General features: G+C 59.9%; 27 protein-coding genes, 1 pseudogene and 1 riboswitch. Of the genes and pseudogenes, 19 read left to right on the plus strand and 9 right to left on the minus strand.

All coding sequences use genetic code 11. From position 1 onward, the window contains the following. Window positions 1-56: 56 nt before the first annotated feature. Complete coding sequence (gene ligD / locus ACCD05_RS16115; RefSeq protein ID WP_111563695.1) at window positions 57-1103, minus strand: non-homologous end-joining DNA ligase; 1047 nt, start codon at window positions 1101-1103, stop codon at window positions 57-59. Window positions 1104-1228: 125 nt separating this feature from the next. Next, a complete protein-coding gene (locus tag ACCD05_RS16120) occupies window positions 1229-1525 on the minus strand; it encodes a DUF982 domain-containing protein (protein ID WP_413393918.1) in 297 nt (98 codons plus the stop codon). 157 nt (window positions 1526-1682) lie between these two features. On the opposite strand from ACCD05_RS16120, the gene ACCD05_RS16125 reads away from it, so the two are divergent. Next, window positions 1683-1913 (plus strand): hypothetical protein, encoded by a 231-nt coding sequence (locus ACCD05_RS16125; RefSeq protein WP_413393920.1) that lies wholly within the window; start codon window positions 1683-1685, stop codon window positions 1911-1913. A gap of 153 nt (window positions 1914-2066) precedes the next feature. Here the strand turns inward: ACCD05_RS16125 and ACCD05_RS16130 are convergent, their stop codons facing one another. Next, window positions 2067-2435 (minus strand): DUF1330 domain-containing protein, encoded by a 369-nt coding sequence (locus ACCD05_RS16130; RefSeq protein WP_283193825.1) that lies wholly within the window; start codon window positions 2433-2435, stop codon window positions 2067-2069. Window positions 2436-3133: 698 nt separating this feature from the next. Then, a riboswitch (TPP riboswitch) is annotated at window positions 3134-3245 on the plus strand. Window positions 3246-3336: 91 nt separating this feature from the next. Between ACCD05_RS16130 and thiC the strand changes: the two genes are divergently transcribed. From thiC to ACCD05_RS16190, 12 genes and pseudogenes are all read left to right on the plus strand, one after another. Beyond that, complete coding sequence (thiC, locus tag ACCD05_RS16135) at window positions 3337-5163, plus strand: phosphomethylpyrimidine synthase ThiC (RefSeq protein WP_413393922.1); 1827 nt, start codon at window positions 3337-3339, stop codon at window positions 5161-5163. A gap of 1 nt (window position 5164) precedes the next feature. Next, the gene (gene thiO, locus ACCD05_RS16140) at window positions 5165-6139 is read left to right on the plus strand and encodes a glycine oxidase ThiO (protein ID WP_112436783.1); all 975 of its coding nucleotides are present in this window, start codon (window positions 5165-5167) and stop codon (window positions 6137-6139) included. Beyond that, window positions 6136-6333 carry a sulfur carrier protein ThiS gene (gene thiS, locus ACCD05_RS16145; RefSeq protein ID WP_047514743.1) on the plus strand — a complete coding sequence of 66 codons (198 nt, stop codon included), beginning with the start codon at window positions 6136-6138 and terminating at the stop codon, window positions 6331-6333. The genes thiO and thiS overlap by 4 nt, the downstream gene beginning before the upstream one ends. A gap of 3 nt (window positions 6334-6336) precedes the next feature. Then, window positions 6337-7110, plus strand: coding sequence for a thiazole synthase (locus ACCD05_RS16150; protein ID WP_413393924.1), 774 nt, complete (start codon window positions 6337-6339; stop codon window positions 7108-7110). Further along, window positions 7107-7712, plus strand: a complete 606-nt coding sequence (locus ACCD05_RS16155; protein ID WP_413393926.1) for a thiamine phosphate synthase — start codon at window positions 7107-7109, stop codon at window positions 7710-7712. Before ACCD05_RS16150 ends, ACCD05_RS16155 begins: the two co-directional genes overlap by 4 nt. A gap of 115 nt (window positions 7713-7827) precedes the next feature. Further along, window positions 7828-8355: a 2'-5' RNA ligase family protein gene (locus ACCD05_RS16160; protein WP_413393928.1), complete on the plus strand. Its 528-nt coding sequence runs from the start codon at window positions 7828-7830 to the stop codon at window positions 8353-8355. 204 nt (window positions 8356-8559) lie between these two features. Next, window positions 8560-8820, plus strand: coding sequence for a type II toxin-antitoxin system prevent-host-death family antitoxin (locus tag ACCD05_RS16165; protein WP_413393930.1), 261 nt, complete (start codon window positions 8560-8562; stop codon window positions 8818-8820). A gap of 504 nt (window positions 8821-9324) precedes the next feature. Further along, window positions 9325-10095 carry a 2-keto-4-pentenoate hydratase gene (locus ACCD05_RS16170; RefSeq protein WP_413393932.1) on the plus strand — a complete coding sequence of 257 codons (771 nt, stop codon included), beginning with the start codon at window positions 9325-9327 and terminating at the stop codon, window positions 10093-10095. Window positions 10096-10247: 152 nt separating this feature from the next. Then, the gene (locus ACCD05_RS16175) at window positions 10248-10484 is read left to right on the plus strand and encodes a hypothetical protein (protein ID WP_081993172.1); all 237 of its coding nucleotides are present in this window, start codon (window positions 10248-10250) and stop codon (window positions 10482-10484) included. Between the two features lie 235 nt (window positions 10485-10719). After that, window positions 10720-13125: pseudogene (locus ACCD05_RS16180) on the plus strand (hypothetical protein). Between the two features lie 343 nt (window positions 13126-13468). Beyond that, entirely contained in the window at window positions 13469-14056 is a 588-nt protein-coding gene (locus tag ACCD05_RS16185; protein WP_413393934.1) for a hypothetical protein, read from the plus strand. Then, entirely contained in the window at window positions 14046-14990 is a 945-nt protein-coding gene (locus ACCD05_RS16190; protein ID WP_413393936.1) for a nucleotidyl transferase AbiEii/AbiGii toxin family protein, read from the plus strand. The genes ACCD05_RS16185 and ACCD05_RS16190 overlap by 11 nt, the downstream gene beginning before the upstream one ends. 616 nt (window positions 14991-15606) lie before the next feature. Here ACCD05_RS16190 and ACCD05_RS16195 read toward each other — a convergent pair. Then, window positions 15607-16425: an IS5 family transposase gene (locus tag ACCD05_RS16195; RefSeq protein WP_413393938.1), complete on the minus strand. Its 819-nt coding sequence runs from the start codon at window positions 16423-16425 to the stop codon at window positions 15607-15609. Window positions 16426-16692: 267 nt separating this feature from the next. Between ACCD05_RS16195 and ACCD05_RS16200 the strand changes: the two genes are divergently transcribed. Continuing rightward, a complete protein-coding gene (locus ACCD05_RS16200; RefSeq protein ID WP_413393940.1) occupies window positions 16693-16797 on the plus strand; it encodes a hypothetical protein in 105 nt (34 codons plus the stop codon). Window positions 16798-16971: 174 nt separating this feature from the next. On the opposite strand, the gene ACCD05_RS16205 is transcribed toward ACCD05_RS16200, so the two are convergent. The 4 genes from ACCD05_RS16205 to ACCD05_RS16220 form a co-directional block, all read right to left on the minus strand. After that, on the minus strand, window positions 16972-19272 hold the full coding sequence (locus ACCD05_RS16205) for a xanthine dehydrogenase family protein molybdopterin-binding subunit (protein ID WP_413393942.1): 2301 nt from the start codon (window positions 19270-19272) through the stop codon (window positions 16972-16974). Continuing rightward, complete coding sequence (locus ACCD05_RS16210) at window positions 19269-20258, minus strand: FAD binding domain-containing protein (RefSeq protein WP_413393944.1); 990 nt, start codon at window positions 20256-20258, stop codon at window positions 19269-19271. The genes ACCD05_RS16205 and ACCD05_RS16210 overlap by 4 nt, the downstream gene beginning before the upstream one ends. Beyond that, on the minus strand, window positions 20255-20788 hold the full coding sequence (locus ACCD05_RS16215; protein WP_111563705.1) for a 2Fe-2S iron-sulfur cluster-binding protein: 534 nt from the start codon (window positions 20786-20788) through the stop codon (window positions 20255-20257). The genes ACCD05_RS16210 and ACCD05_RS16215 overlap by 4 nt, the downstream gene beginning before the upstream one ends. An 86-nt stretch (window positions 20789-20874) precedes the next feature. Then, a complete protein-coding gene (locus ACCD05_RS16220; protein WP_413393946.1) occupies window positions 20875-21894 on the minus strand; it encodes an XdhC family protein in 1020 nt (339 codons plus the stop codon). 226 nt (window positions 21895-22120) lie between these two features. Between ACCD05_RS16220 and ACCD05_RS16225 the strand changes: the two genes are divergently transcribed. From ACCD05_RS16225 to ACCD05_RS16245, 5 genes are all read left to right on the plus strand, one after another. Next, on the plus strand, window positions 22121-22726 hold the full coding sequence (locus ACCD05_RS16225; protein ID WP_413393949.1) for a TetR/AcrR family transcriptional regulator: 606 nt from the start codon (window positions 22121-22123) through the stop codon (window positions 22724-22726). Window positions 22727-22833: 107 nt separating this feature from the next. Continuing rightward, on the plus strand, window positions 22834-23214 hold the full coding sequence (locus ACCD05_RS16230) for a hypothetical protein (RefSeq protein ID WP_111563708.1): 381 nt from the start codon (window positions 22834-22836) through the stop codon (window positions 23212-23214). Between the two features lie 9 nt (window positions 23215-23223). After that, window positions 23224-23919 carry an MgtC/SapB family protein gene (locus tag ACCD05_RS16235; RefSeq protein WP_283193838.1) on the plus strand — a complete coding sequence of 232 codons (696 nt, stop codon included), beginning with the start codon at window positions 23224-23226 and terminating at the stop codon, window positions 23917-23919. A 339-nt stretch (window positions 23920-24258) separates the two neighbouring features. After that, window positions 24259-24465, plus strand: a complete 207-nt coding sequence (locus ACCD05_RS16240; protein ID WP_112950080.1) for a hypothetical protein — start codon at window positions 24259-24261, stop codon at window positions 24463-24465. Beyond that, window positions 24462-24842 carry a GFA family protein gene (locus tag ACCD05_RS16245; protein WP_413393952.1) on the plus strand — a complete coding sequence of 127 codons (381 nt, stop codon included), beginning with the start codon at window positions 24462-24464 and terminating at the stop codon, window positions 24840-24842. The genes ACCD05_RS16240 and ACCD05_RS16245 overlap by 4 nt, the downstream gene beginning before the upstream one ends. Window positions 24843-24944: 102 nt before the next feature. Here ACCD05_RS16245 and ACCD05_RS16250 read toward each other — a convergent pair whose 3' ends face one another. Next, entirely contained in the window at window positions 24945-25244 is a 300-nt protein-coding gene (locus ACCD05_RS16250) for a hypothetical protein (protein ID WP_413393954.1), read from the minus strand. Window positions 25245-25273 lie beyond the last annotated feature (29 nt).

The following is a 25273-nucleotide window of genomic DNA, read 5'->3' on the forward strand; positions in this document are numbered from 1 at the left end:
CGCGCGAGATTCCAAAATGTTGCGCGCCGTCCGCGTGAGGACTGAAGTGCAGGATGTCAGCTCTCGATCCGGTAGACGGCGGCATTGTCCTGGACGTCGCGCAGCCCCTTGTAAGCCGCATGGCGGAGCTTCCCGTCGTGCGTCCATGCCCTGAATTCGATCTCAGCGACCAAAGTCGGCTGGCACCAGACGACGTTTTTCCGCCGACCCTCGTAAGCGACCGGCGCCTTCTTCGTTGCCAGCTTGTCGAGAAGGCCGCGCAGCTCCTGGGCGTCGCGTTCCTTGAATCCGGTTCCGACCGATCCGACGTAGCCGAGGTCGTGGCCGCTCCAGGCGGCGAGGAGAAGGCTGCCGATCCCGCCGCGCGCGGACGCCGACCGCTCGTAGCCGACGACCATGAAGCTCTCGGACTGGATACATTTGATCTTGTACCAGTCGCCGAGACGGCCTGATCGATAGGCACTGTCCCTGTCCTTTGCGATGATGCCTTCGAGACCGTGCACGCAGGCTGCTTCGAAGATGGCGTCGCCGTCCCCTTCGATCTCCTCGGAAAACTGTATCGCTTCCGGGGCGTCGGCCAGCAGGCTTTCCAGCAGATGGCGTCGGCTCGCAAGCTCCATGCCCCGGACGTCATGTCCATCGAAATAGAGGAGGTCGAATGCGACGAATATTGCCTCGCTCGACGACCGCTTTCCCCCGCGGCCGCCCAGGCTCTGCTGCAGCGCTCCGAAATCGGTCCGTCCTTCGGCGTCGTGGACCACCGCCTCCCCGTCGAGGATGGCGGTCGCCACCCCCAGTTCCTTCGCCGCGGCCGCGATGGCTGGAAATCGGTGCGTCCAGTCGTGCCCGCCGCGGGTCAGGATGCGGATACGCTTCGGTTCGATATGTATGGCCAGCCTGTAGCCGTCCAGCTTCACTTCATACAGATACCTGTCACGGCCGGGCGGCTTCGGACGGAGCTGCGCGAGGCAGGGCTCGACTCTCTCCGGCATCGCGTCGAAAGGCAGTTGCGGCTGCTTGGGATCGCGGGGCTTTCTCGCGCGGCTCCTGACTGGCGCGTCGTCGGCTAGAAGCGGCTGGTAGCGTGGTCGGCGGCTACTCATGAGGACTACTTACACTGATCTAAGGAACACGTCGTACGAGCGGGAGATGGTGGTTTCGTCTGGCTTCAACTAACTGGGTGCAGCATGACCTCAGCCTGCTCCGTCCCGAGGCGGGGCTTCTTTTCTCAACCCGCGAGCTTCATTGCCGACATGTCATCCGGCAGCACGTGCAGCCCTGCGACATACGCGGCGTCTACGAATGCCGCGCGCGCCACCTCCGGATCGATATAAAATTCCAAGGCGTCGAGCGAGGTCGCGCGCGCGTGGTGGAACTCGGACGTCTGTTTTCCGCTGAGGGGCCAGCTCACGCTGAGCAGCAGGCCCGCAAGCTCGTCTACGGTATAGGCCTGGCGGTATCGCGCGAGACCTTCGATTTCGACATGGAGCCGGCGGATAGGAACCTGGCCGTGGGAGCTGTTCATGACGCGATACTCTCCTGACATTCAGCGAATCAAAGCGTGAACATCGATTCGGTTCCGTGACGAAAACGATCAGGGAAAAAGGCACTCCTCGCAGAGTGTCTCGGGACGTCAACTCTTCCAAGTTCGCGGGCAAGCCTATGCCGGAGGTGAACTCCCTTTGACCGTGACGACCGACATGATTTCAGAGTTCGTACGAGCGGCGAACCGTGTGGAGACGCTAGCCCCTGCCGACCGGCGTCTGCTTCTCGAAAAGGGAGTGTCAGCGTCCGGGGCGCTGAGGGGTCTGCTTGTAAAAACTGCAAAGGTCGCACCCGTCGACGACGCCGCTGAAAGAGTCATCCCGGACATCGCAAGCAACATCGAACAGATGTCGGATGAAACGGTGTAGAAGGCGATGCTCGCGCTTGCGGCTCAGATACGGACGATGAGGATCTTGAATCGAGAACCCACTTCCGCTTGAGGAGCCCGGCCACGCCTCCAGTGCGAACGCGCGAAGCGCATGAGGGCTGCCGCAGCTTTACGGCGCGGCAGCCTAGGTTGTTCAAAGTCCTTTCGAGATCTGCAGAGGCTGCAGGACGATATCTGCAAGCGCCGCCTTTCCCACCTCGAACGCCTTCTGGTACTCGGCGTCTTCCACCATCTCACGGAAAGCGGTCCGCCGGGGATACTGCACTAGCAGCACCGCGTCCCACCCTTCCACCTGCCCCGTCGTCAGAACGTCGAGGCCGTCGCCACGGAATAGGATCCGTGCGCCAAAGCGGGCAAGAATGGGTTCGGCCAGTCTCAGGTATTGCAAATGCCGTTCACGGCCGCCATCTGGGACGAACCGTAGAAGGTTCAGCATCACGACAGGAGCGTCGTCCTCTTCAGCTAGGAACTTGGCAAAGACGTCGGGCGAAAACGCGACCATTAGGCTTTCCTTTCATAATAGCGTCCTTGAGACGCCTACGGAAAGTCTAGCCTGTCGCTCCGTCAGAAACTGTCAGGAACGAGCGCCAGTCTCGATCTTGCTCGCGCCAACGCCGCATAAGTACGGACCGGCGCTCTGGATACCGCTCCTCGAGGATCGACGCGGAGCGTACAAGTGAGCAGATTCCGCTTTCGAACTGCCAGATCTCGAAACTGGAGAAGGCAAAGCGCATCTGTCCCGCCACGCCCGAAAAAAGCGTTCGGTCGCCTCCTGCCCGGCACCTCGCTCATGCTTCACGAGGAGGAGCCTGGCCGTCGCGAAGCGGGCCATGGAATACGTGACGCCGTCTACCGGGAATGGGAGATTCACGGCACGAACCGGGTTCCCAAGGAAGCGACGATGCGCGTCCCGCAGGAAGTGGCTGAGCGCCGTTCGAATATCAGGCAGTCTCGGCCGTTATTACCGAGCCGATTAAGCTCAACCGCATCGCACCAGCCGATCCCGGCCAAGGAAAGCGTAACGCGCGTCACGTCCCATATCGGGCGGCCTGAATATCAGCCTGGTAGTAGCTGTACGCATTGATGGGGTACGAACCAACAACCTAGGAGATATCAGGCAAGTTTACGGAGGACTTGGCTGTCCAGACCAATAATCCGACACACGGCTTGACGCAGACCGTTAGTCAGCAATAACCTTGCGTCATTCACCAGGGGTGTCCCGTCAAGGGGCTGAGATTCTGCTATCGTGCGCAGTGACCCGTTGAACCTGATCCAGTTCATACTGGCGTAGGGACGGTGCAAGCGCTCGAAGGCCGGGATTCCCGCGTGGATTCCATGCCGGCGTCTTTTCATCATTCCGGCTGAGGACTGGGTCTCCAATCGAAAACTTGGAGCCTCAAACCATGAATATCGCCGCAAAGACCATCACCCCCACAGTCACCACCGGCCCGCTGCCGGCCTCCCGCAAGATCCATATCCCGGGCGAGATCCACCCGGATATCCGCGTGCCCATGCGCGAGATCAGCGTCCACCCGACCTCAGGCGAGCCGCCGGTCACGGTCTATGATTCGTCCGGCATCTACACCGTCGAAGGCGCCGACATCAGCATCGAGCGCGGTCTGCCCGCATTGCGGCGCGACTGGGTTCTCGCCCGTGGCGATGTCGAGGCCCATGACGGCCGGCAGGTGCGCCCCGAGGATAACGGCTTTGCCAGCGGCGATCGCCTGACGCCGGAATTCCCAGCCAAGCGCCAGCCGCTGCGCGCCAAAGACGGCAGGACCGTGACCCAACTTGCCTATGCCCGCGCCGGCATCATCACGCCGGAGATGGAATTCATCGCCATCCGCGAAAATCTCGGCCGTGAGGCGAAGGCGGACGCGATGATCCGCGACGGCGAGAGCTTCGGCGCGCATATTCCCGATCACGTCACGCCTGAATTCGTGCGCCAGGAAGTGGCCGCCGGACGCGCCATCATTCCCGCCAACATCAACCACCCCGAAGCCGAGCCGATGATCATCGGCCGAAACTTCCTGGTGAAGATCAACGCCAATATCGGCAACTCCGCCGTCACCTCCTCGATGGTCGAAGAGGTCGAGAAGATGGTCTGGGCGGCGCGCTGGGGCGCCGATACCGTCATGGACCTCTCGACCGGCCGCAACATCCACAACATCCGCGAATGGATCATCCGCAACTCGCCGCTCCCCATCGGCACGGTGCCGCTCTACCAGGCGCTGGAAAAGGTCGAGGGCATCGCCGAGAACCTGACCTGGGAGGTCTATCGCGACACGCTGATCGAGCAGGCCGAACAGGGCGTCGACTACTTCACCATCCATGCCGGCGTGCGGCTCCAATACATCCCGCTGACGGTCAACCGCGTCACCGGCATCGTCTCGCGCGGCGGCTCGATCATGGCCAAGTGGTGCCTTCATCACCACCGCGAGAGCTTCCTCTACGAGCATTTCGAGGAAATCTGCGACATCTGCCGCGCCTATGACGTCTCCTTCTCGCTGGGCGACGGCCTGCGGCCCGGCTCGATCGCCGACGCCAACGATGCCGCGCAATTCGCTGAACTGGAAACACTTGGCGAACTGACGAAGATCGCCTGGGCCAAGGATTGCCAGGTCATGATCGAAGGCCCTGGCCATGTGCCGATGCACAAGATCAAGGAAAACATGGACAAGCAGTTGGCCGTCTGCGGCGAGGCGCCGTTCTATACGCTCGGGCCGCTGACGACCGATATCGCGCCGGGATACGACCACATCACGTCCGGCATCGGTGCGGCGATGATCGGCTGGTTCGGCACGGCGATGCTCTGCTACGTCACGCCGAAGGAGCATCTCGGCCTGCCGGATCGCAACGACGTGAAGACCGGGGTCATCACCTACAAGATCGCCGCCCATGCCGCCGATCTCGCCAAGGGGCATCCGGCCGCCCAGCTGCGCGACGATGCGCTGTCGCGCGCCCGCTTCGAGTTCCGCTGGGAGGACCAGTTCAATCTCTCGCTGGACCCGGAAACCGCCCGCGGCTTTCACGACGAGACGCTGCCGAAGGAGGCGCACAAGGTCGCGCATTTCTGCTCCATGTGCGGCCCGAAATTCTGCTCGATGCGGATTTCCCACGATATCCGCGCCGAGGCGCGGAAGGAGGGGCTGGACGCCATGGCGGCCAAGTATCGCGACGGCGGCGATCTCTACATGGCCGTTGATGCCGAGGGGCAGGTGGCCGGCTGAGATGCGCGTCCTCATCAAGGGGGCCGGCGTCGCCGGCCTCTCGGTTGCCCATGCGCTTGTCGCGCGCGGCGCCGAGGTCACGATCTTCGATCCCAACGCCGGCTTTTCGGCGGCCGCGTCATGGCTCGCCGGTGGCATGCTGGCGCCCTGGTGCGAGCGCGAGAGCGCCGACGAGGCGGTGCTGCGCGAGGGGCAGGATGCGCCCGACCGCTGGGAGGCGATGCTGCCCGGCGAGGTCGAACGGAACGGCACATTGGTGCTTGCCCCCGCCCGTGACCAGGCGGAGCTCAAGCGCTTCGCCGGTCGCACGACGGGGTATGAGTGGCTGGACGAAGAGCGGATCGCGGCGCTCGAGGCCTCCTTGGCCGGTCGCTTCCGGCAAGCACTGTTCTTCCCGCGCGAAGCCCATCTCGATCCACGCCGGGCGCTGACTGGCTTGCGGCAAAAGCTGATCGCGCACGGCGCCGTCTTCTTTGAAACCCTCCCTGACGAGCAGGACTTCGACCACCTCGTCGATTGCACCGGCGCGGCGCGCATCGGCGAGGCCGCCTCGCTGCGCGGCGTGCGTGGCGAGATGCTCTATCTCGGGACCGACGAGGTAACCCTCGACCGCCCGGTGCGGCTGCTGCATCCCCGCATCCCCGTCTATATCGTACCGCGTGGAAACGGCCTGTTCATGGTCGGCGCGACGATGATCGAGACGGACTTCGCGGGCCTGATCACCGCCCGCTCGTTGATGGAACTGCTGAACGCCGCCTACACGCTTCACCCGGCCTTCGCCGATGCGACCGTGGTGGAAACCGGCGCCGGCCGTCGCCCCGCCTTTCCCGACAATTTTCCTCGCGTCGAGCGACACGGAAATCTGATCTCGCTTAACGGCCTTTACCGCCACGGCTTTCTGCTCGCGCCCGCCATGGCGGCGCGGGCGGCCGACCTTGTCTTCAACACCGATACCGCGGGAGGACACGCATCATGAAACTGATCGTCAACGGCGAAGCCAAGGAGATCGCCGCCGCCACGCTCGAGGAGTTGCTGGCGCTGATGGATTACGAAGGCGACTGGCTGGCGACCGCCGTCAATGGCGAACTCGTGCACCGCGAGGACCGGCCGGCCCATTCGCTGAACAATGACGACCGGATCGAGATCCTGTCGCCGATGCAGGGAGGTTGACCGATGCTTGAACTCCATGGAACGCAACTGCGCTCACGCCTCCTGCTCGGCACCGCGCGCTACCCGTCACCGTCGATCATGGCCGATGCCGTTAGCCGCTCCGGCACCGAGATCGTCACCGTCTCGCTTCGTCGCGAGACGGCTGGCGGGCGCAATGGCGGTGCCTTCTTCGAGACGATCCGCTCGCTGGGCGTCAAGGTGCTGCCCAACACCGCCGGCTGCCACGGCGTTTCCGAGGCGGTGCTGACGGCGAAGATGGCGCGCGAGCTGTTCGCCACCGACTGGATCAAGCTCGAAGTGATCGGCAACCACGACACGCTGCAGCCCGACGTCTTCGGCCTCGTCGAGGCGGCCCGCATTCTCGTTGGCGAAGGGTTTCAGGTCTTCCCCTACACGACCGACGACCTCGTCGTCGCCGAGCGGCTGCTGGAAGCGGGCTGCCAGGTGCTGATGCCCTGGTGCGCGCCGATCGGAAGCGCCGCCGGCCCGCTCAACCCCACGGCCCTGAGATCGCTGCGCTCACATTTCCCGGATGTGCCGCTGATCGTCGATGCCGGCATCGGCCGGCCCTCGCACGCGACCGCCGTCATGGAACTCGGCTTCGACGCCGTGCTGCTCAACACCGCGGTGGCCGGCGCCGGCAATCCTGTCTTGATGGCCACCGCCTTCTCCGCCGCCATCGAAGCCGGCCGACAGGCCTTCGAGGCGGGCATGCTGGAGCCGCGCGACATGGCCGTGCCGTCTACGCCGGTTATCGGACAGGCGGTGTTCGCATGAAGCTCGACCCCTTCTACCTCATCGTCGACAGCGCCGACTGGATCGCCCGCCTGGTCCCTGTTGGCGTCAAGCTGGTGCAGCTGCGTGTCAAGGATCGCTCCGAGGCCGATCTGCGCCAGGAGATCCGCCAAGCACGGGCGATCTGCAGCCAGCACCGCTGCCAGCTGATCGTCAACGATCACTGGCAGCTGGCGATCGAGGAGGGGTGCGATTTCGTCCATCTCGGCCAAGAGGATCTGGAGACAGCCGACCTCGCCGCCATCCGCGCCGCCGATATCAAACTCGGCCTCTCCACCCATGACGAAACGGAACTGCGGACCGCGCTCGTTGCCCGGCCGGATTACATCGCGCTCGGCCCGGTCTACGCGACGATCCTCAAGCAGATGAGATGGGCGCCGCAGGGACTGCCGCGACTATGCGCCTGGAAATCGAAGATCGGCGACCTGCCATTGGTGGCGATCGGCGGGCTGAACATCGACCGCATCGACGGCGTCTTCGCTCACGGCGCCGACAGCGCCGCCGTGGTCACCGACATTACCCGCAATGCCGATCCCGTGGCCCGCACCCGACAATGGTTGGAGGTCACGAAGCCATGGCGCTAAGCCGAAGTTGAGATTGGACGGTTCTTGGCCAACGCCAATGACGGGATGTTCGCGCTTGGTGGTTTCTCCTATAGGATCGCGGAGCCATTCGAGTGATGAGGAGCGGAGCGCCGATTTGAAGACGAATAAGCCTCTAATCCTCACCGCGCGCGTTGCCGAGGTCGATCTCCAGCCATTCGATCTTCTCCGCGAAACGCATTTCCCGCCGGAGCGAAATTTTCTCCGCGCGCATCTGACAATGTTTCACCGGTTGCCGGGTGAATATGTTGAGCGCATCACCGGAAGTCTTCAGTCCGTCGCGGACCACCAAGGCCCATTTACAGCGAAAGTCACTGGCGTTCGCCACCTGGGAATGGGAGTTGCCTTCAGTATCGAAAGCCCCGAGCTGATATCGATCAGGGATGAACTGCGGAAAGTCTTTATCAACTGGCTGGGCTCTCAGGACATGCGGACGTGGCAACCGCACATTACCATACAAAACAAGGTGGCACCGGCGCGGGCGGACAAGCTATATCGTGAGCTCTCGGAGGGCTTCCAGATGCACGGCATCACCATCACGGGGCTTGTTCTATGGAGATACCTTGATGGTCCGTGGGCCGCCGAGTGGGCGACGATGTTCGACGCACGCCAGCAAGCAAGCTAAACGCTTGCGCGCCGGTTGCTCTCCTGATTGCTTGTTTCGCTTGTGATCACGCAGTCGCTGACATCTGTGCTTGATGGACAGAGAAAGCGCGGGACGACAGCCATGCGGGCGCCTGCGTCGCGATGACAGACCCGCGACGAACAACCTTTTCTCGCAAATGCAGAAAATCTGGATATTCTGGAAACTTCAATCGGAGTTCGTTTCATGCGCCAGTTCACGACGGGTGACCTCAATAAGCAGGTCGGTGACGTCACAGATGCCACCAGCCGGGAGCCGGTCGTCCTGACCAAGCATGGGAAGTCGCGCTTTGTCCTAATGAGCCACGATCATGACGAGCGTCCGCGCACGGGCGGCGATACGCGTAAAGTACATCGCGCGGCGGAAATGCCCGCGGAACATATAGACTTGCTTGAAGCGGAAATCGATCGTCTGGCGCGCGGCGAAGGTTATGGCGATGAGCCATGAATTCCTTCCCGGATAAATCATCGCCTATCCGTATCTCTGGGGTAGCGGACCAAGATCACGACGCAGGTCGGGCGCGACTGGGCCGCTCGGCGATATCATGATTGTACTCGTGACCATAACCCGGCAGCGGTTCAGGTCGCTCAAGCCGGCGCGGCGTGCTTCCGTATCGTGAACTTCAATGGCGCCACGATCCGACTCCGGTGGCTGCGTCGTAACAGCAAGAAGAGCAGGTGCGTGAGGCCGTCCTTGGCGTTCAAGCAGGCGTGGTTGGCAAGAGCAGGCTAATCGCCTTGAAAGGCACCGAGTCTACGGTCCGGTCATTCCCATCTAGCGCTCTTCTCCCATTGTCGCTTTGCGCTTCGCGCCACGAGCGGACTCAGCTCCTCGTTTCTTGATCAACCGGGTCCTATGACATTTTAATACCTTCGCGAGGCGTCGCGAATGGATCGCTTATGCGCTGAAGCCCATCTTCTCCGATGTCGTAACGTCGAATTGGAAACGAAGATGTATTTCGAGCTGAAGGACGCGACCGCCGACATTCTTGCGCGAAGCCGTCGCCACGATGAGCTTTGCGATCTGCCGCTGCAATTGATTGCGTCGGAAAGCGAGGCCTACGACATCCAGGCCGCCGCGCAGGATGCGCTGGGGTTCGAGAGGAAAGGCTATGCGATTGCTGGTTCGACGGAAAGGTCGCAAAGGACCCTCGGCCTGACATCACCTATCTACTCGGAAATCCCAGCCTCAAGCCTTCTTAACAACACCCGGGAGTTTCGACTACCTCCCGGCGCGATTGGTGTGCAATGCGAATTTGCCTTCACCCTGCTTCGACCCTACCCCGACGCGGGCGAACGCATTGATCTCGGCAGCGCACGCGATGCCATTCTCGCCTGCCGCCCGGCAATAGGCCTTTTAGGGAGAAGAACCCGGAGAACATTTTGGGGCAACAATCCCGCGATCGCCGACTTCGGACTTCATGTCGCCACGTTGTGCGGTAACCACGTGCCAGCAGCATCTCTTGCGGAACTCGTCTCCATCGAGGTGACGACTTTCCTGTTCAGGGAGACCGTCGTCTCTGGCAAGGCTTCATCAATCATGGAGGATCCAGTTAATGCAGTTGTCTGGATCGCGCGCCAACTCGCCGCGAAAGGGCGTCAACTGGAGCCAACCGACGTCGTCACGACGGGCTCATGCACCACCATCCTGCAGGTTCTGGCCGGACAGCACGTCGCCGCGGACTTTGGTCCGCTCGGTCAGCTCGACTGCGTTTTCACATAATTACTCCCAGAAGGCTCAACAATGCCCCCACGCAAACCCTTTGTCGCCGAAATCAAAAAGAAGCGGCCGATCGTGAAAAAGACGACAAGGCAGATCCCTCTAAACCACGCCGCTACTCGAGCGCTTCAAAGCGACGCCGAGGCTCAATCCTGATGGTCAGCAGAAGCATTCCGCACGAGTATTTCGTTCTCGACGTTGCTGATCGCAGCGGACCGATTGTTGCCAGGCTTGGCGACCGCACCGTTCCTGAATCCGTTATAGATCGCCGTGGTCGGCGATACCATTTCGCCGGCGTTGCGAGACGTGACCCGCGCGGTCGTCTTGATGTGACGGCATTGCGGCAAGGCGAATGGATCGTCGCGCCGGACCTCATCTATCGCAGAGCATAGGCGCCAGGAGCAAACGGCTCCGTGAACATCAGAGAGGCCAATGATCGGTTGGGTTGACGGCAGTTGACCGATTGTCGGCCTCACCCCTTATTTAAGCAAGACGCACTTCGTTTAGAAAGGCGATAGACTTAAATAAGCACGCTTGATTAAAGCGAGCACATCGAATTCTTGAGCACTGAGCCCGAGTGATTTGCGTAGGGCATGAATGCGGCGATCACGCAGCGTTTGAACCGCTATGCCCGATACATCCATTCTTAACGCTCGCCCCCTATTGCCGCTCGCCCTCGGCATTGCCGTCGAGAGAAACATTTCATCACGCCACTTTCAGCGAAAGATATCTCAATTCTGCGAGCTATCGCACCGATTGTGTCCAGGCGGGTGCTGGAGAACATCCGGCCCTTCCTGGTCAGCTTAATTATCTACCGGAAATCTCCCCCGCTTATGAATGGCGTATCGACTGGACGACGATCGGTCAGGCCTGCGGGATTGAAGCCGATTTGACGGCAGAACTGAAAAAACAACTGCGGCCAGGCCTGGATGCAATCATCCGGTGGGTCGGTGTAGCACCAACGGTCGAAGAGAAACGGCCGCCAAAGCAGACAGTTCGTCCCGACAAGATAACGCCTGCAAAAAAAGCAGCCTCCGCAACCTCAATCAGAAAGCCCCAACGTGCGACAACGGATGGCAACTTTGCCCCGTCCGCATCTGCGCCGCGTGGGCCGACGCCAAAACCGATCAGCCCTTTCCCGGAACCACTGTTCGAAGCGACAGAAGATCCGGCGAGCTCTCAGGATGCACTGGTTTATCATATGCGTCGGTTCGGCGACACTTATTGGCAGCTTTACCGCGCCGTTGTTCATCTGAATGAGAGCTTCGACAATAAGACGCTACTATCCTGGATCCAGGGTGAGCGCGTGCCCCGATCTGTAGCCAGTTTCAATATCCTCCGCCGCATCGAGCGACGCTATCGGCTTTCGGAGGGATATTTCAAAGAGAAGCTGCCGCACCAGGCGCGCTCGCTCTATGGTCACGATCTCGGTGACATCAGCCCGGCTGAGCGTCGAAGGATTTCGTTGCGCCTGCCCGAGGACTTCAACAGCCTGCCCTTTACCAAGCGCGAGGAGATCCTCGACTGGGTGCGCCGGGTAATCATTTCAGGCTCGACAGAGTATCGCCGCTATCAGGCGGCAGCCAGTAAGCAGCGTTATGCGATCCGCTTTCCCGGCGTCACCTATGGCGGCAGCTTTCTTTCCGCTCGATCGTTGGCCTCCGCTGCCGGTGCCAATCAGAACCTTGCGGCAGAACTTGATGATCCGGATCTGCTCTCCGGCGTTGTCGACGCGCCGCCGAGGCTTGCAATGGAAATGGCGGATCTCATCCGCTTCAAGACCTCGACGCTGACGGCTATTGGCTTTCAGCGTAATGCGGTCCGGGGTGAAGAAACGGCCTCCCAGAAGATCGAGCACCTGGGTCTGATGTTTGGTCCGCTGGCTGCCTCGCCAAATGGTGCCGTAAAGGGTTTCGGCGTGCCAGTCAGCCAGTTGAGCATCGGCCTTCTCGTCTTCCCCGGTGTTTGGTATCTACAGTGGCGCGAACAGCGGCGTGGTTTCTACACCAAATGCAAGAGGACATGTTGATGGTCGCCCAAGCCCTATCTCGCGCGGACGTCGGTCGGCTGGATCCGGCAGCACCCGGAACTCCTTCGGAATGTCAGGCCCATCGCCGGTCTGATCGAGCAGGAAGAAATCGATTTCGCAGCTCGCGACTGGCATGGCGCCTGCGATGCGTTTCATCGGCATTGCCGCTAACCGATTCAAGGAAATCCAACGCGTCATGCGTGTTCACCGCGACCCGTTTGAGCCGATCATGTGTGTCCTCGAGGCCGAGAGCCCGTTGGCGGAGTATTGGAAGATCACAGATGAGATCGTGAGACGCATGCCGGATGAAAGCCGATACTTGCGGCCAGCGGCCGAAGCCGTCAGGTCCTTCCTACTCCTTCACCTCGGCCCGCATCTCGGGCCAAGGCAGAAGAACCTTCGCCAACTTCGTGTCTGCCCGCGCGGACATTATCCGACATCAGAACGCCGGCTTGAAGACATGAAGTGCGGCGAGTTGCGCTGGAGCGATCGCGACCATGGGTGGGAGGTCCTAATCTTATCGGTCGCATTCAAAAACTCTGGCTCCTCCTTCTTCGCACAGAAGCCGTGCAAGCTGATCCTGGCCGACTTGCTATCTCTACAAATACCTCGACGCTTACAGCGACCGCCATCGTGGTGTTCTGCTCGGCGGAGCCAAAGATCCCGGAACCCTTTTCGTCAAGACGGTCAAGACCACCAGCCTTGATGCGGCCTACAACTCGACAACCTTCTACGAGGCTTGGCGGAGGATCATTCAACGCTATGGCATCTATAATCCCTATACCGGACGGGGTGCGATCAAGGGCTTTTTGCCGCTTGGACCCCATAACCTGCGCGACATTCTTGCGACGCATATTCTGAAGCAGACCGGATCCTACGAGCAGGCAAGCGACGCCATTCAGGACACGCCAGACGTCGTGCAACAGCACCATGGTCGCTTCCTGCCACAAGAAAAGGCCGCACTGGCGGCCAAGATCCTCAATCAGGTTTGGGAAGCTGCATAAAATCGAATGAGATGCTCGGCTTGGATGTCGGCTACACCCTACGTCCGAGCCGAGCTCGTCGTTTCGCTCTTGAAGGGACATCAACCGACGGCCCGTCGTTCATCGGAGATCAGATTTTTCCACTCGGACAGCTACTTTGCTGCCGGTAGCCGTCCACGACCATCCAGAGGACAAGTACGTTTCGAGATTTCGATTTTCGAGTAATAAAAATCTTCGAAAATACTTTATATATTTCTGGCACTTCAGTGACACTGACCCCGATCAGATGCCAAAATTTGCATGAAATTTGTAAAAAATTGCATTCACGACCATATGTCGTTATAGTGAGTGCAGGAGCTATCCCATGACGAAGTTACAGGAATTGAAAAAGCATCTGCGGTCCGGCAAGGTCTACCGTCGGCAGGATCTCGCCCAATGGTCGTCGTCTGTTGATCGGCATTTGCAGCAAATGCTGGCAGAAGGATACCTGACCAAGCTATCAACCGGCGTCTATCACCGGCCGAAGCAAACCGCGTTCGGCAAAGCCCCCGCCGAGGATGATGCGCTCGTCGAGGCTTTTCTGAAGGATGACCGTTACCTCGTCACCTCGCCCAATGCCTATAACAGCTTGGGTGTTGGCGTGACACAGCTCTATAACAAAACCGTCGTCTATAACCATAAGCGCCACGGCAACTTCATGCTGGGCGGTCGCGAGTTCGAGTTCCGAAAAAAGCCGGCCTTCCCCAAAATCCTGACCAAAGAATTCCTACTGGTCGATCTGGTCAACAATCTCGACCAGCTGGCCGAGGACCGCGATCACGTGCTGGCCCGCGTGAAGGAACGTGCCCTGCAAGGCAATCCTACCGCTCTCACCCGTGCCGCCAAAGAATACGGTATGGTGCGCACGCGGAAATTCTTCAACACCCTCGCCGCGGATACGCATGCCAGCTGACTTCCTCCATAGGCACAAGGATTTTGCATCCCTGCTGCGCATCGTAGCGGACCAGATGAAGGTGCAGCCGGTGCTGGTCGAAAAAGACTACTGGATCATGCATTGCCTATACGGCCTGCAGCAGTTGGAGATGGCATTCGAGCTGAAGGGAGGCACCTCGCTCTCGAAAGGATACCGCATCATCAACCGCTTCTCGGAGGATATCGATATCCGTATCGAACCGCCCAAAGCGATGGAGGTAAAAACCGGCCCCAATCACGACAAGGTGGCACATCGTGAAAGCCGGAAGGCTTTTTATGACTGGCTAGCCGAGACGATCACGATCGAGGGTATCCAAAAGATCGAGCGCGATACCGAATTCGACAACGAGACGTACCGCAGTGGCGGCATCCGCCTCTACTACCGCGAGACGACCGGCACTAAAACGGATCTCAAGAATAGCGTGTTGCTCGAAGCCGGCTTCGACACGGTGGCTCCCAATATCGATAAGGATATCAGCTCCTGGGCCTATGATTACGCTGTATCGCGCGTCGAGCTGATCGATAATCGCGCACTGGCCGTTCCCTGCTACGAGCCCGGCTACACGCTGGTCGAGAAGCTCCAGACCATCTCCACTAAATATCGCAAGCAGCAGGAAACCGGCCAGTTCCCCGCCAATTTCCTCCGACATTATTACGACGTCTACTGCTTGCTAGACCAACCGGACGTGCAAGCTTTCCTCGGCTCGGACGCGTATGGTGCCCACAAGCAGAAACGCTTTCCGAAGGCCGACAATCAGGACATCGGCAGCAATCCCGCGTTCAGCCTATCCGATCCGGAGACGTTCGGAGTCTACGAGCGCGCTTACGAGCGGACGTCGGCCCTATATTATCATGGCCGGCCCACCCTGAAAGAGATCGTGGCCCGCATCACCTCCTACGTAGATCGTCTTTGACAAACACTGTTCCAGGTGGGCTGATCTTTAGTGGATCGCACTGCAAAACCAGTGAGTAGCAACTCACGTGCGTCTCCTCGCAATGCCGCCGACCGGTAAGTGATAATCCCGGACTCGCTCGTCGGTGGCGGCAATACCGCCCGAACGACGACACTACTAGCGATGAAACCGGCCCGCGCCCTCTGGCCTCGCCGTAACGTGGCATCGATGAGCTGCGGCAATCGGCAGATAAGAACTATGGGCGTCCGAATCGCGAAACAAGCTGGATATCTAATTTCCACATTGCGAGGTAAGCATAAACATGGAACATTTTGCAGGGAATATCGCCTCCAGCGTCCGGCTATTTTCTAGCCAGCCTCGCAGTTCAGGAAAGCGTCATCTCGATCATCGTGGGACGGAAGCCCGCAGCCCTGAACAGCGCCTGTCCCGCCGCGTTGCGATGGGCCGTCGACACAACACGTGTCACGGACGCAGACATGTGTCCTTCGACAGCGATACAGCAAAGAGCGGATTACGTCGCCTCAACGGCCGGAATTTCCTCGACAACCGATGCCATCTGATCAGGAGTGCGGTCCAGTACGCCGATCTTGTATACCTGCAGCTACTTAGAGTCTATTCAAGAAAGGGGATATCGCGCCAGCCGTCTTGTCATGAGCTTGATCATTGCGGTTTGGATGAAGGCGAGGCTTGTGTCCGATGAACGTTCGAAATCCTTTGCCATCCGACGGTTTATGCCGAGCCAGGCCAGCGTCCTCTCGACGACCCATCGCTTCGGCAGCACTTGGAAACCGGCCTGATTTCGTTTGACGATTTCCACCGGACGCGGGCTTGCCTTTTCGACTGTTGGACCTTGATAGCCGCCATCGCCGCAGATTTTCTCGATAAACGGAAAACGGTTTGCGATCCTGTCTAAAACAAGTGCTGCGCCATCACGATCCTGAATCCCGGCCGAATGGACCTCGGCTTTCAGAAGCATGCCCAGAGTATCGACCAGAATGTGCCGCTTGCGACCTTTGATCTTTTTTCCCGCGTCATAGCCGATATCAAGTCGGGCGTCAGGGCCAGTCTTCACTGACTGGCTATCGATTATAGCAAATGATGGCTGCTCTTCACGTCCCTCAAGCTGCCGCGTTCGGCAGTAGAGCGCGTCATGGATACGACGCCACGTCCCGTCCCGGCAGAACCGCCTGAAATAGTGATAGACCGTGCTCTTCGGCGGAAAATCATGCGGCAGCAATGACCACTGGCAACCCGACTGCAGCAGGTAGAAAATACCATCGACGACCGCTCGAAGAGACGTCTTGCGTCTGCGACCATGTCGGGGCTGCCCTGGCATGAAATGCTCGATCAGGTTCCACTCTCTGTCGGTCAGATCGCTTGCGTAGCGCATGCGGCTTCTGTCATGGTGACGCCGGGTGAAGGGTGTCCAGGCCATTTGATCTCTCCGTATTTGTCGCAAAATACAAAGAATCTGATTGCCGCCCTTCACTCAACCCCGCCCCATCAGGCCATTCTTGGACAGACACTTAGGCTGAAGTCCCTCTAAATAGCGCAAGTTTGCCCACGTTTCGCAAGAACTTGCATGGTCCGGCTTATCCAGTGAGCGTGGAAAGCTATCATCGTCCACCTAGTCATAGGACGTTTCTCAGATCAGATACTCGCTATTCGCACTTTCGTCCGGGTTGCCGTAACCGGTTCCTTCTTGAAGGCCGTTGACATAATGAACTTGCCCCGAGCATCCGTGAGCGAGCTGTTGCAAGATCTAGAGGCGCATCTATGCGGCTGCTGGCGCACCTCGTTAACATGAACGGCACAGTCGCAGGCTCACGGAGCCTTCCGAAAGGAAAGCTTCGGGCGAAGTCGGCTCTTTCCTTACTAACGAGATACTGATCCCGTCCCTTCTCGCGTTGGCGACGCGCAGGCCACGAAAACTTCATCGCTGCCTGTGCCCCAGCCGTCAAAGCACGCAATCTCCATACCCTCAAACAGGCAGTTCCCGTAGCACCTTATCCAGAGTGATAGGCAGGTCGCGCACTCGGATGCCGGTCGCGTTGTAAACGGCGTTAGCAACGGCCGCCCCGACCCCGGTAATGCCTATCTCGCCAATACCGCGCGCACCCATCGGCGCCCACGGATCGGGTGTGTTGGTGTAGAGGATGTCGATCTTTGGGACATCCATCTGCACCGGCACATGATATTCGGCAAGCGATGCATTGACCACTCGGCCGGTCCTTTCGTCGAAATTGGTTTCCTCGGTGAGCGCCAGGCCGATGCCCATGACAATGCCGCCCTTGAACTGGCTGGTTGCCGTCGTGGCGTTCAGTATCTGGCCGGCGTCGAAGGAACCGAGAAAACGCGACACGCGGATTTCGCCCGTCAGGGCGCTGACCCTGACCTCACAGAACTGGGCGCCGTAAGAGTGCATGGAGAAGGCCTCCATCTCCGCCGGCGGCGGTGCCTCGGCCTGGCAGACCAGTTCATCGCGGCCGGAGCGGCTGAGAATGGACTTGTAGCTCTCGAACAGGCCAGGATCGTCGCGATGACCGAGACCACCATCGCGTGGCTCGACATCGGTGAGCGATAGGCCGGCGAGAGGCGAGTCGTTGCCGGCGAGCTTGATCAACTCCTCGACAAAGACTTCCGTCGCCGCGATCACCGCACCGCCGATCGATGCGGTCTGAGTCGATCCACCGGCAATCACCCCGCGCGGCAGGCTGCTGTCGCCATATTCGAAGATGACGTCTTCCATCGGCACCCCGAGTCGGGCCGCGATATGCTGAGCCTGGGCCGTCGCCGTACCCATGCCCATGTCGTGCACCGCGGTCGAGACGGTTACGTGACCTTCCGACGTCAGCCTGATCTTTACCGCGCCACCGGGGAAGCGATGGTAGGGATAGGTCGCGGTGGCGCAGCCCATGCCGATCAGCCATTCGCCCTCGCGTTTCTGCCGCGGCGTCTGGCTGCGGTTCCGCCAGCCGAAACGCTCGGCGCCCTGTTCATAGGCTTCGATAAGGTAGCGTGACGAAAACGGCTTGCCGGTGGTCGGGTCCTTTTCCGGCTCGATCCGGCGACGCAATTCAATCGGGTCGAGGTCGAGTTTTTCCGCCAGCTCGTCGAGCGCACATTCGAGCGCAAAGGTCCCGACCGACTCACCAGGTGCGCGCATAAAAGTGTTGGCGAGCATGTCCATGTCGGCGACATCCTGCGCAAGCTTGAATGTCTTGGCCGCGTAGAGATGGCGAGCCGGGAAGGTGAACTGTTCCGGGCAGGAATTGTGCAATGTCATTGCCGCGGTGCCGGTATGGATGAGCGCATCGAGCGTGCCATCCGCCCGCGCACCGAGAGCCACACGCTGTTCCGTCACCGTGCGACCGCCAACGATCCGAAAGACGCCTTCCCGCGAGAGCATAATGCGCACCGGCCGCTTGGCGAGTTTCGAGGCCGCGATGGCGAGGATCTGGTGATCCCACAGACATTTGCCGCCGAAACCGCCACCGACATAGGGTGAGGTGACACGCACCTTGCCGGGTTCCAAGCCAAAAATATCGCCGAGTTGACCAGCGGTTAGATCAATCAACTGGCTGGCATCATGCAAGTGCAGCGCATCACCCTTCCAGGCCACCGTTGCCGCATGCAGTTCGATGGCATTGTGGTTGTGCCGCGGGGTCCGATAGGTCAGATCGACCTTGACCTCGGCATTTGCGAGCGCTTGTTCGGCATCGCCGATCTCCAGCACCGGCGGCTGACCAAGCAGCGTATCCAACTGCCGCGGCGTTTGTTTCGCCTCATCGAACGAAGTCACGGCAGGCAGGCTTGCGTAGCTCGCCTTGATCAGCGAGGCCGCATGATCCGCCTGCTCCTGCGTTTCGGCCAGAACGAGGGCTATGGGCTGGCCATTCCAGTGGATCTCGTCATTCTGCATCACCGGCAGGTCGCTGGCGCCGGCAGCCGTCGGAGAAGACATCATCAACGACGGCGCCTTCATGCGCGGCGCATTGTGATAGGTCATGACGAGAATGACGCCCGGCGCCGCTTCCGCGGCCGCGGTCTGGAGTTCGGTGATGCGACCGCGCGCAATGCTGCTGAAGGCTAGTGCCGCATAGCTTATGTTTTCATAGGCAAACTCGGCGGCAAAACGCGCCTTTCCCTGTACTTTCAAAGGACCATCGACCCGCGAGATAGGCTGCCCGAGAGCGCCATGTTTGCGCAGCATGGGATCGGGTGTAACGGCAGGCTGCCAGCGGCCGGGCCTATTGTTATCGGCTTCAGGTTGGACGCTCATACGTTGTCTCCCTTCAATTCGTCAAGCACGGCGACGATCGTGCGTTTCGCCAATTCGATCTTGAACCCATTTTCGCTGAGAGCGACGGCATCGGCGAGTTCGGCCTCGGCGGCGGCGCGGAAGCTTTCCGTGCCGGCTAGCTGTCCCTTCAGCGCGGCCTCCGCCTTGATGGCTCGCCATGGCTTGTGGGCAACGCCGCCGAGCGCGAGGCGAACATCACGCACCTTGCCCGCCTCGTCGATGTCGAGAGCGGCCGCGACAGATATGAGCGCGAAGGCGTAGCTGGCGCGGTCGCGAACCTTTCGGTAAGTCGAGCGGCGTGCAAAGCCGAGCGGCGGGATTTCGATCGCCGTGATCAGTTCATCAGTCTGCAATTCCGCCTCAATCTCGGGACGATCGCCCGGCAGCCGATGCAGTTCGGCCAGCGGCATGCTGCGGCCACCGGCCGCTCCCTGCAGATGAACCACCGCATCAAGCGCGACGAGAGCGACGCACATGTCGGAGGGATGAGTGGCGACACAGCTATCGGATGCACCGAGAATAGCGTGGTAGCGATTGAAGCCTTCAAGCGCGTCGCATCCTGCCTGTGGCAGGCGTTTGTTACAGCGCGCCGCGTTGTCGTAAAAATACCGACAGCGGGTGCGTTGCATAATATTGCCGCCAACCGTCGCGACGTTGCGGATCTGCGCGCTTGCACCCGCCAGGATGGAGCGCGAAAGCAACGGGAAATCGGACCGAACCGCCAAATGCGCGGCGAGCGATGTGTTTTTCGCTGCGGCGCCGATCAGGAGGCTGCCGTCGGCACGCTGTTCGATATCGCCGGGAAGGTGTGTGACATCGACGAGCATCCCTGGCCGCTCGACCGTTTCGCGCATGAGATCAACGAGGTTCGTGCCGCCGCCCAGATATTTCGCGGCCGGACCGGCCTTCTTCAAAGCGATCGCGGAAACGGCGTCCGACGCCTGCTGATAGGAAAAGATATTCATGCCCGCACCCTTTCCTCGGTCGGAGCAGCCGTCTGGTGGGCCAACGCTTCTGAGATTGCTTCGACAATGCCGTTGTAGGCTCCGCATCGACACAGATTGCCGCTCATGCGCTCGCGGATTTCACGATCGTCGATCGGAGTATCAGCTACGGTGAGATCGCTGGTTACAGCGCTCGGAATATTCCGTTCGATCTCGCCCGCCATCCCGATGGCGGAACAGAGCTGGCCCGGTGTGCAATAGCCGCATTGAAAGCCATCATGTTCGATAAAGGCTTGCTGCATCGGGTGGAGATTGCCATTGACCGCAAGCCCTTCAACCGTGGTGATGCCGCGTCCCTGATACTGCACCGCCAGTGCAAGACAGGAATTGATGCGCTCGCCATCCACCAGCACGGTGCAGGCGCCGCATGCTCCTTGATCGCAACCCTTCTTGGTTCCCATCAAACCCAGATAATTGCGCATGAGATCGAGCAATGAGGTGCGGATGTCCGCCTCCACCTCGATATCCTCTCCATTGATGATAAAATGCATGAGACATCTCCTTTGACTGAAGAGCATTGGGGCTTGAAAAGCATTGGCGATGTTGAGCCGCAGAAACGAATCCGGATGAAGTTCGCTCAAGTCCCCATCAATACGGTTTGGCGACAAGCGGCGATATCCGCGACCACCGAAAGCGCCAGCGAATGGGCGTCACGGGCACGGCCGAACAGGCCAATCGGCGCCTTGATCCGGTCGATCGCCTCCTGCGAATGTCCCTGTTCTCGAAGCCGCTCCATCCTCTTCTCGTGTGTTCGGCTGCTGCCCAAGGCGCCCAAATAGAACGGCTGGCCACGCAGGGCGGCTTCGAGGATCGGCATTTCAAGGTCCAGATCGTGCTGTAGAAGCGCAACGGCCGTGTCCGCGTCGATCAGCGTGTCGTCAGGTCGCTCGCCGGCGGCCGCATCATATTGAAGGACATCGTAACCTGCCGCCCGCGCTACCTTCGAGGCGATTTCGACCTCCAGCGTGCGGCCTGAAAGGAGGACTCGAACAGCCGGACGGTAAAATGTCAGGAACGCCTCACCATCCCAACCGGTGTCGGCTTTTCCGAAAACGAAGGAAAGCGATTGGTTGCTCGGACTATAAGCCAAGCCAACATCGCGCCGGCAGCCCAGCCCTTCGATCACATTTCGGATCGGTCGAATGTCTCGCACAACGTGAACGGCAACGGTAATCCCGCCTCCACACGGCAAGACAATATCGAAGAACGGGGAACCCTCGCCCAGCATGACGAACCGATCACATCCTTTGGATATCGCCTGCAAGGCTTCGGCAGCAACTGCCGCCTCGGTACAGCCGCCGGAGACGTAACCGCCGTACAAGCCGTCATCGGCCACCGCCATATGAGCGCCCAAAGCACGTGACGAACCGCCGCGAATTTCGACGAGCGTGCAGAACGCAACTTGTCGGCCGGCGAGCGTTGCCTTCACAGCAAAATCGAGAACCTCGACCGTAGAATCCGTCGAGAACGCTTTGGCCGGCGCGGGCGATATCTTCTCGCCGAAAGGTCGGTCGAATTGTGGCTGTCGATCGTTTAGCCTCTCAGGGAACGCCTTTCGACTTTCTGGGTTACGATCCCATCGGTGTGTCGATATCATAATCAAACGCTCCCACCGATCGCGGCGTGCGTAGCCTCAAACATCAAGAAGACCTGGAATTCGCGAACATTACAGGTTGACTTCGCGACCCGTGCCACCAGTTTGGACATGACATCCATCCCAATCCTCACTAGAAATTGGATGGCACCCCGACACAAACGGAGGAGCCTCCGTTTATAGGTAGTGGCTGACGAAGTTTCGTCAAGCCCTGTCGTGGGGTGGGAAATTGTTACCGAAAGAGGATGCATCGCAAGCGCAGGAACAGCCGCGGTTACGTGCTGACGCGCAGCGCAATCGCGCCAAACTGGTCGAGGTCGCGTCGAAAGCCTTTGCTGAACGCGGCACGGATGTTTCGCTTGAAGAGATTGCCCGGCAGGCGGGTGTCGGCATTGGTACGCTTTATCGACACTTTCCAACCCGCGAACATCTCGTCGAGATAGTCTATCGGCGCGAACTCGAATTGCTCGCTAGCGCCGCGGTCGAACTCTTGGCCGAAAAGGCACCCGATATCGCGCTCGATGAGTGGATGCACCGTTTCGTCAGCTACATGGCGGCAAAGCGCGGTATGGCCAGCAGCCTGAAGCTGCTGTTCACCTCAAACGCCGCTCTCTTTACGGAGGGAACGACGCGCGTGACAGCCGCCTTCGACAAGCTTCTTCGTGCGGCGATAGAGGCGGGCACGGTCAAGGACGATCTCGAGGCAAGCGACGTTCTCTACACGCTGTTCGGCATTTACTCGATCCCGGACACGCCCGACTGGCGCGAACGGGCACACAGGATCGTTCGCCTGATCATGGACGGGTTGCGAAAACATACTCCACGCAGTACCTAGCCGATGGGCCGCCTGGCGCTCCTTGATTGTCGTCGTCGCACGGACCGCCATTTGCTTTTGGCCTCGCTGCTCTACCTCCATCGACAGAGACAGTGGAGGAAGTGCCCGTGCGCAAGCCGATTATTCTATTTGCATTTGTCGTATTTACCCTACCCGCAACGGCAAGGGCGCAATCAAGCGAGCTCGAGGATACCTGTAAATCCGTTGCCAAGAGCTTTTTCATGACCGATCAGCTTGCCATCGGCACGGTCCAGTCCTTTCCCGAGTTGAAACCGCCTGGTGTCCGAATGTCCTACTCGACGCGCCAGGGTACGGCGCCGGCCGAGATGACCGATATTTTCGAATGCGAATTCGACAAGGCGGACAAACCGCACAACCTGGCGCGCTTCTGCGTATCCAGCACCTGCTATTCACCGACCGTCGACGACGGGGATCGCAAGCGCCGCTTCGAAGAGATGCGTGTCCTTCTCAGCCGCGCTGAAAAATAGGATCGCGCCGTGCTTGACCTGATGCCGATCACCCCCGGCTGGCCGGAGATCGCCCTTCGTATCGGGGCGACCCTGCTGGCCGGCATCTTGATTGGTGCGAACAGGGAACAAGGCGGTCACGCCGCCGGGCTGCGCACAACCACACTTGTCGGGCTCGCGGCCTGCATCCCGATGATCCAGGCTAACATGCTGTTGGCCACGAGCCAGGGCGTCAACGGCTCGATGGATATCCTGCGCTTTCCGCTCGGAATATTGACGGGCGTCGGTTTTATCGGCGGCGGCGCAATTCTGCGTCGCGGCGATATCGCGACCGGGGTGACGACCGCTGCAACGCTCTGGGTGATAACAGCGATCGGCCTCTGTTTCGGCGGCGGACAGATTGTCATAGGCGCGGCCGCCACGGTTCTCACCCTTCTCATTCTCGCGCCGCTGAGACACATTCAGCAATGGATGTCGTGCGAAGAGAAGAGCTCGGTGACCATCAAGGTGCCTAAGGGCTCACCCATACCTGACATCAGGGCCGCCCTCCCATCAGGTTCCACCGCCTGCTTCACCACTCTGCGGGAGATCGATGACGGCGACGCTCTGATGTTCGAAATCCGCTGGACATCCGGCCGTTCAGGTCGCGATGCGACCGCGATCGCCGATGGGTTGAGGGAGCGATTTTCGGTGATCGGGTTTGAGAATCGCTCGACTATCAACTGACTGACAGATCGAGCCTTCGGCATGCCCGCGAGGCAGTTAAAGAGGCAGTCATCGCCGCGGCGATCGAAGCGAAAGTGCTTGCCTGACGCTATTGCCTTGCCATGGCGCCATTCGAAACTCGCTAAATTCGCGATCGAGAATGTACCTTTCATGACCATCGCTGGCAAACCGTAGCTACTCGCACCAGTTATTCGCTGAACCACCCTTGGGTTGAGTGGCCGCTTACCGGCCTAACGAACTCGAAAGGTGCACAACACGATGAATTCTACGCAATTGAAGGTTGAACCCGGCATCTGGACGTGGTGCCCGGAAAGGAATGTTCTTTAAGCGGATACTGCCTTGGCCGACCTCATTGGTCTCGATGCCGATGAGACGCTGGTCGGGCTGCCCGTTACCTATGAACAGGCTGCCGAGCACTTCCATCGCGCGGCGGGGACCGTCAAAAGCCGCGTCAACCGCGCACGCCAGCGCATCGCCGACAAGTGCGGAGAGCTGGTTGCCTGGCCAATCGGGGCGCAGGCAAAGTCAAGGAGGTTACAGGCATGACTTTTTTGGGAGGCTGCCTCTGTGGCGCGGTACGATACCAGGCTGATGGCGAACCCTTTCGTATAGGAATTTGTCATTGCGCGGACTGCCGCAAGGAAAGCGGATCTTCATTCACCTCCTTCGCCCATTGGCGTCGCGATCCGTTCACCTATTCCGGTGAGATATCGACATTTGCAGGTCGGAGCTTTTGCCCGCGCTGCGGAGGACGCCTTTTTTGCCTAAACGATGATGACGTCGAGATTCGTTTTGGATCGCTGGACAACGTCCCAAGCGAACTGACTCCCGAAATGGAAGTCTGGACGAAACGGCGAGAGAATTGGTTGCCGGCTATTCCTGGGACGGAACGAAATGAAGAGGATCCTCCCCTAAAACTTTGACCGTAGAGCCGGCAGCAGGCTCCCTGCCGCGGCGATGTGATGGCGAGCAGAGCTACCGCGAAGCGTTTGGCGTCGTTACCTGTGTTGGTATGCCGCCATGACCTAGGGGTTGGGGGCGCGATCATTCGCCTGCGGGGGGCGGCCACTACCATCGGCCGCGTTGTTGTCGAAGGCGCCGGGTCCCGATGGCTGAGAATTGATCGGATCCTGCTTGGTTGACGCCGTCGGGTTGGTCTCGGTGTCCTGACGCTCACCCCACATTTCGACGCCACCCCACGCAAGCAGCGCCAGAATGAGACTGCAGACCAGCACCATCAAGACTGGCCGGCCGTAGCTGCCCTGTCTGGCTTCAGTCGCGGTTTCGGTCACCTTTTCGCTCTGTCTGCTTTCAAATTGGGTCATTGCTGATCTCCTCGTTGCTCACAAACACA

The organism is Rhizobium sp. Rhizsp42, assembly GCF_047304155.1.
In the GTDB taxonomy this organism is placed as follows: domain Bacteria; phylum Pseudomonadota; class Alphaproteobacteria; order Rhizobiales; family Rhizobiaceae; genus Rhizobium.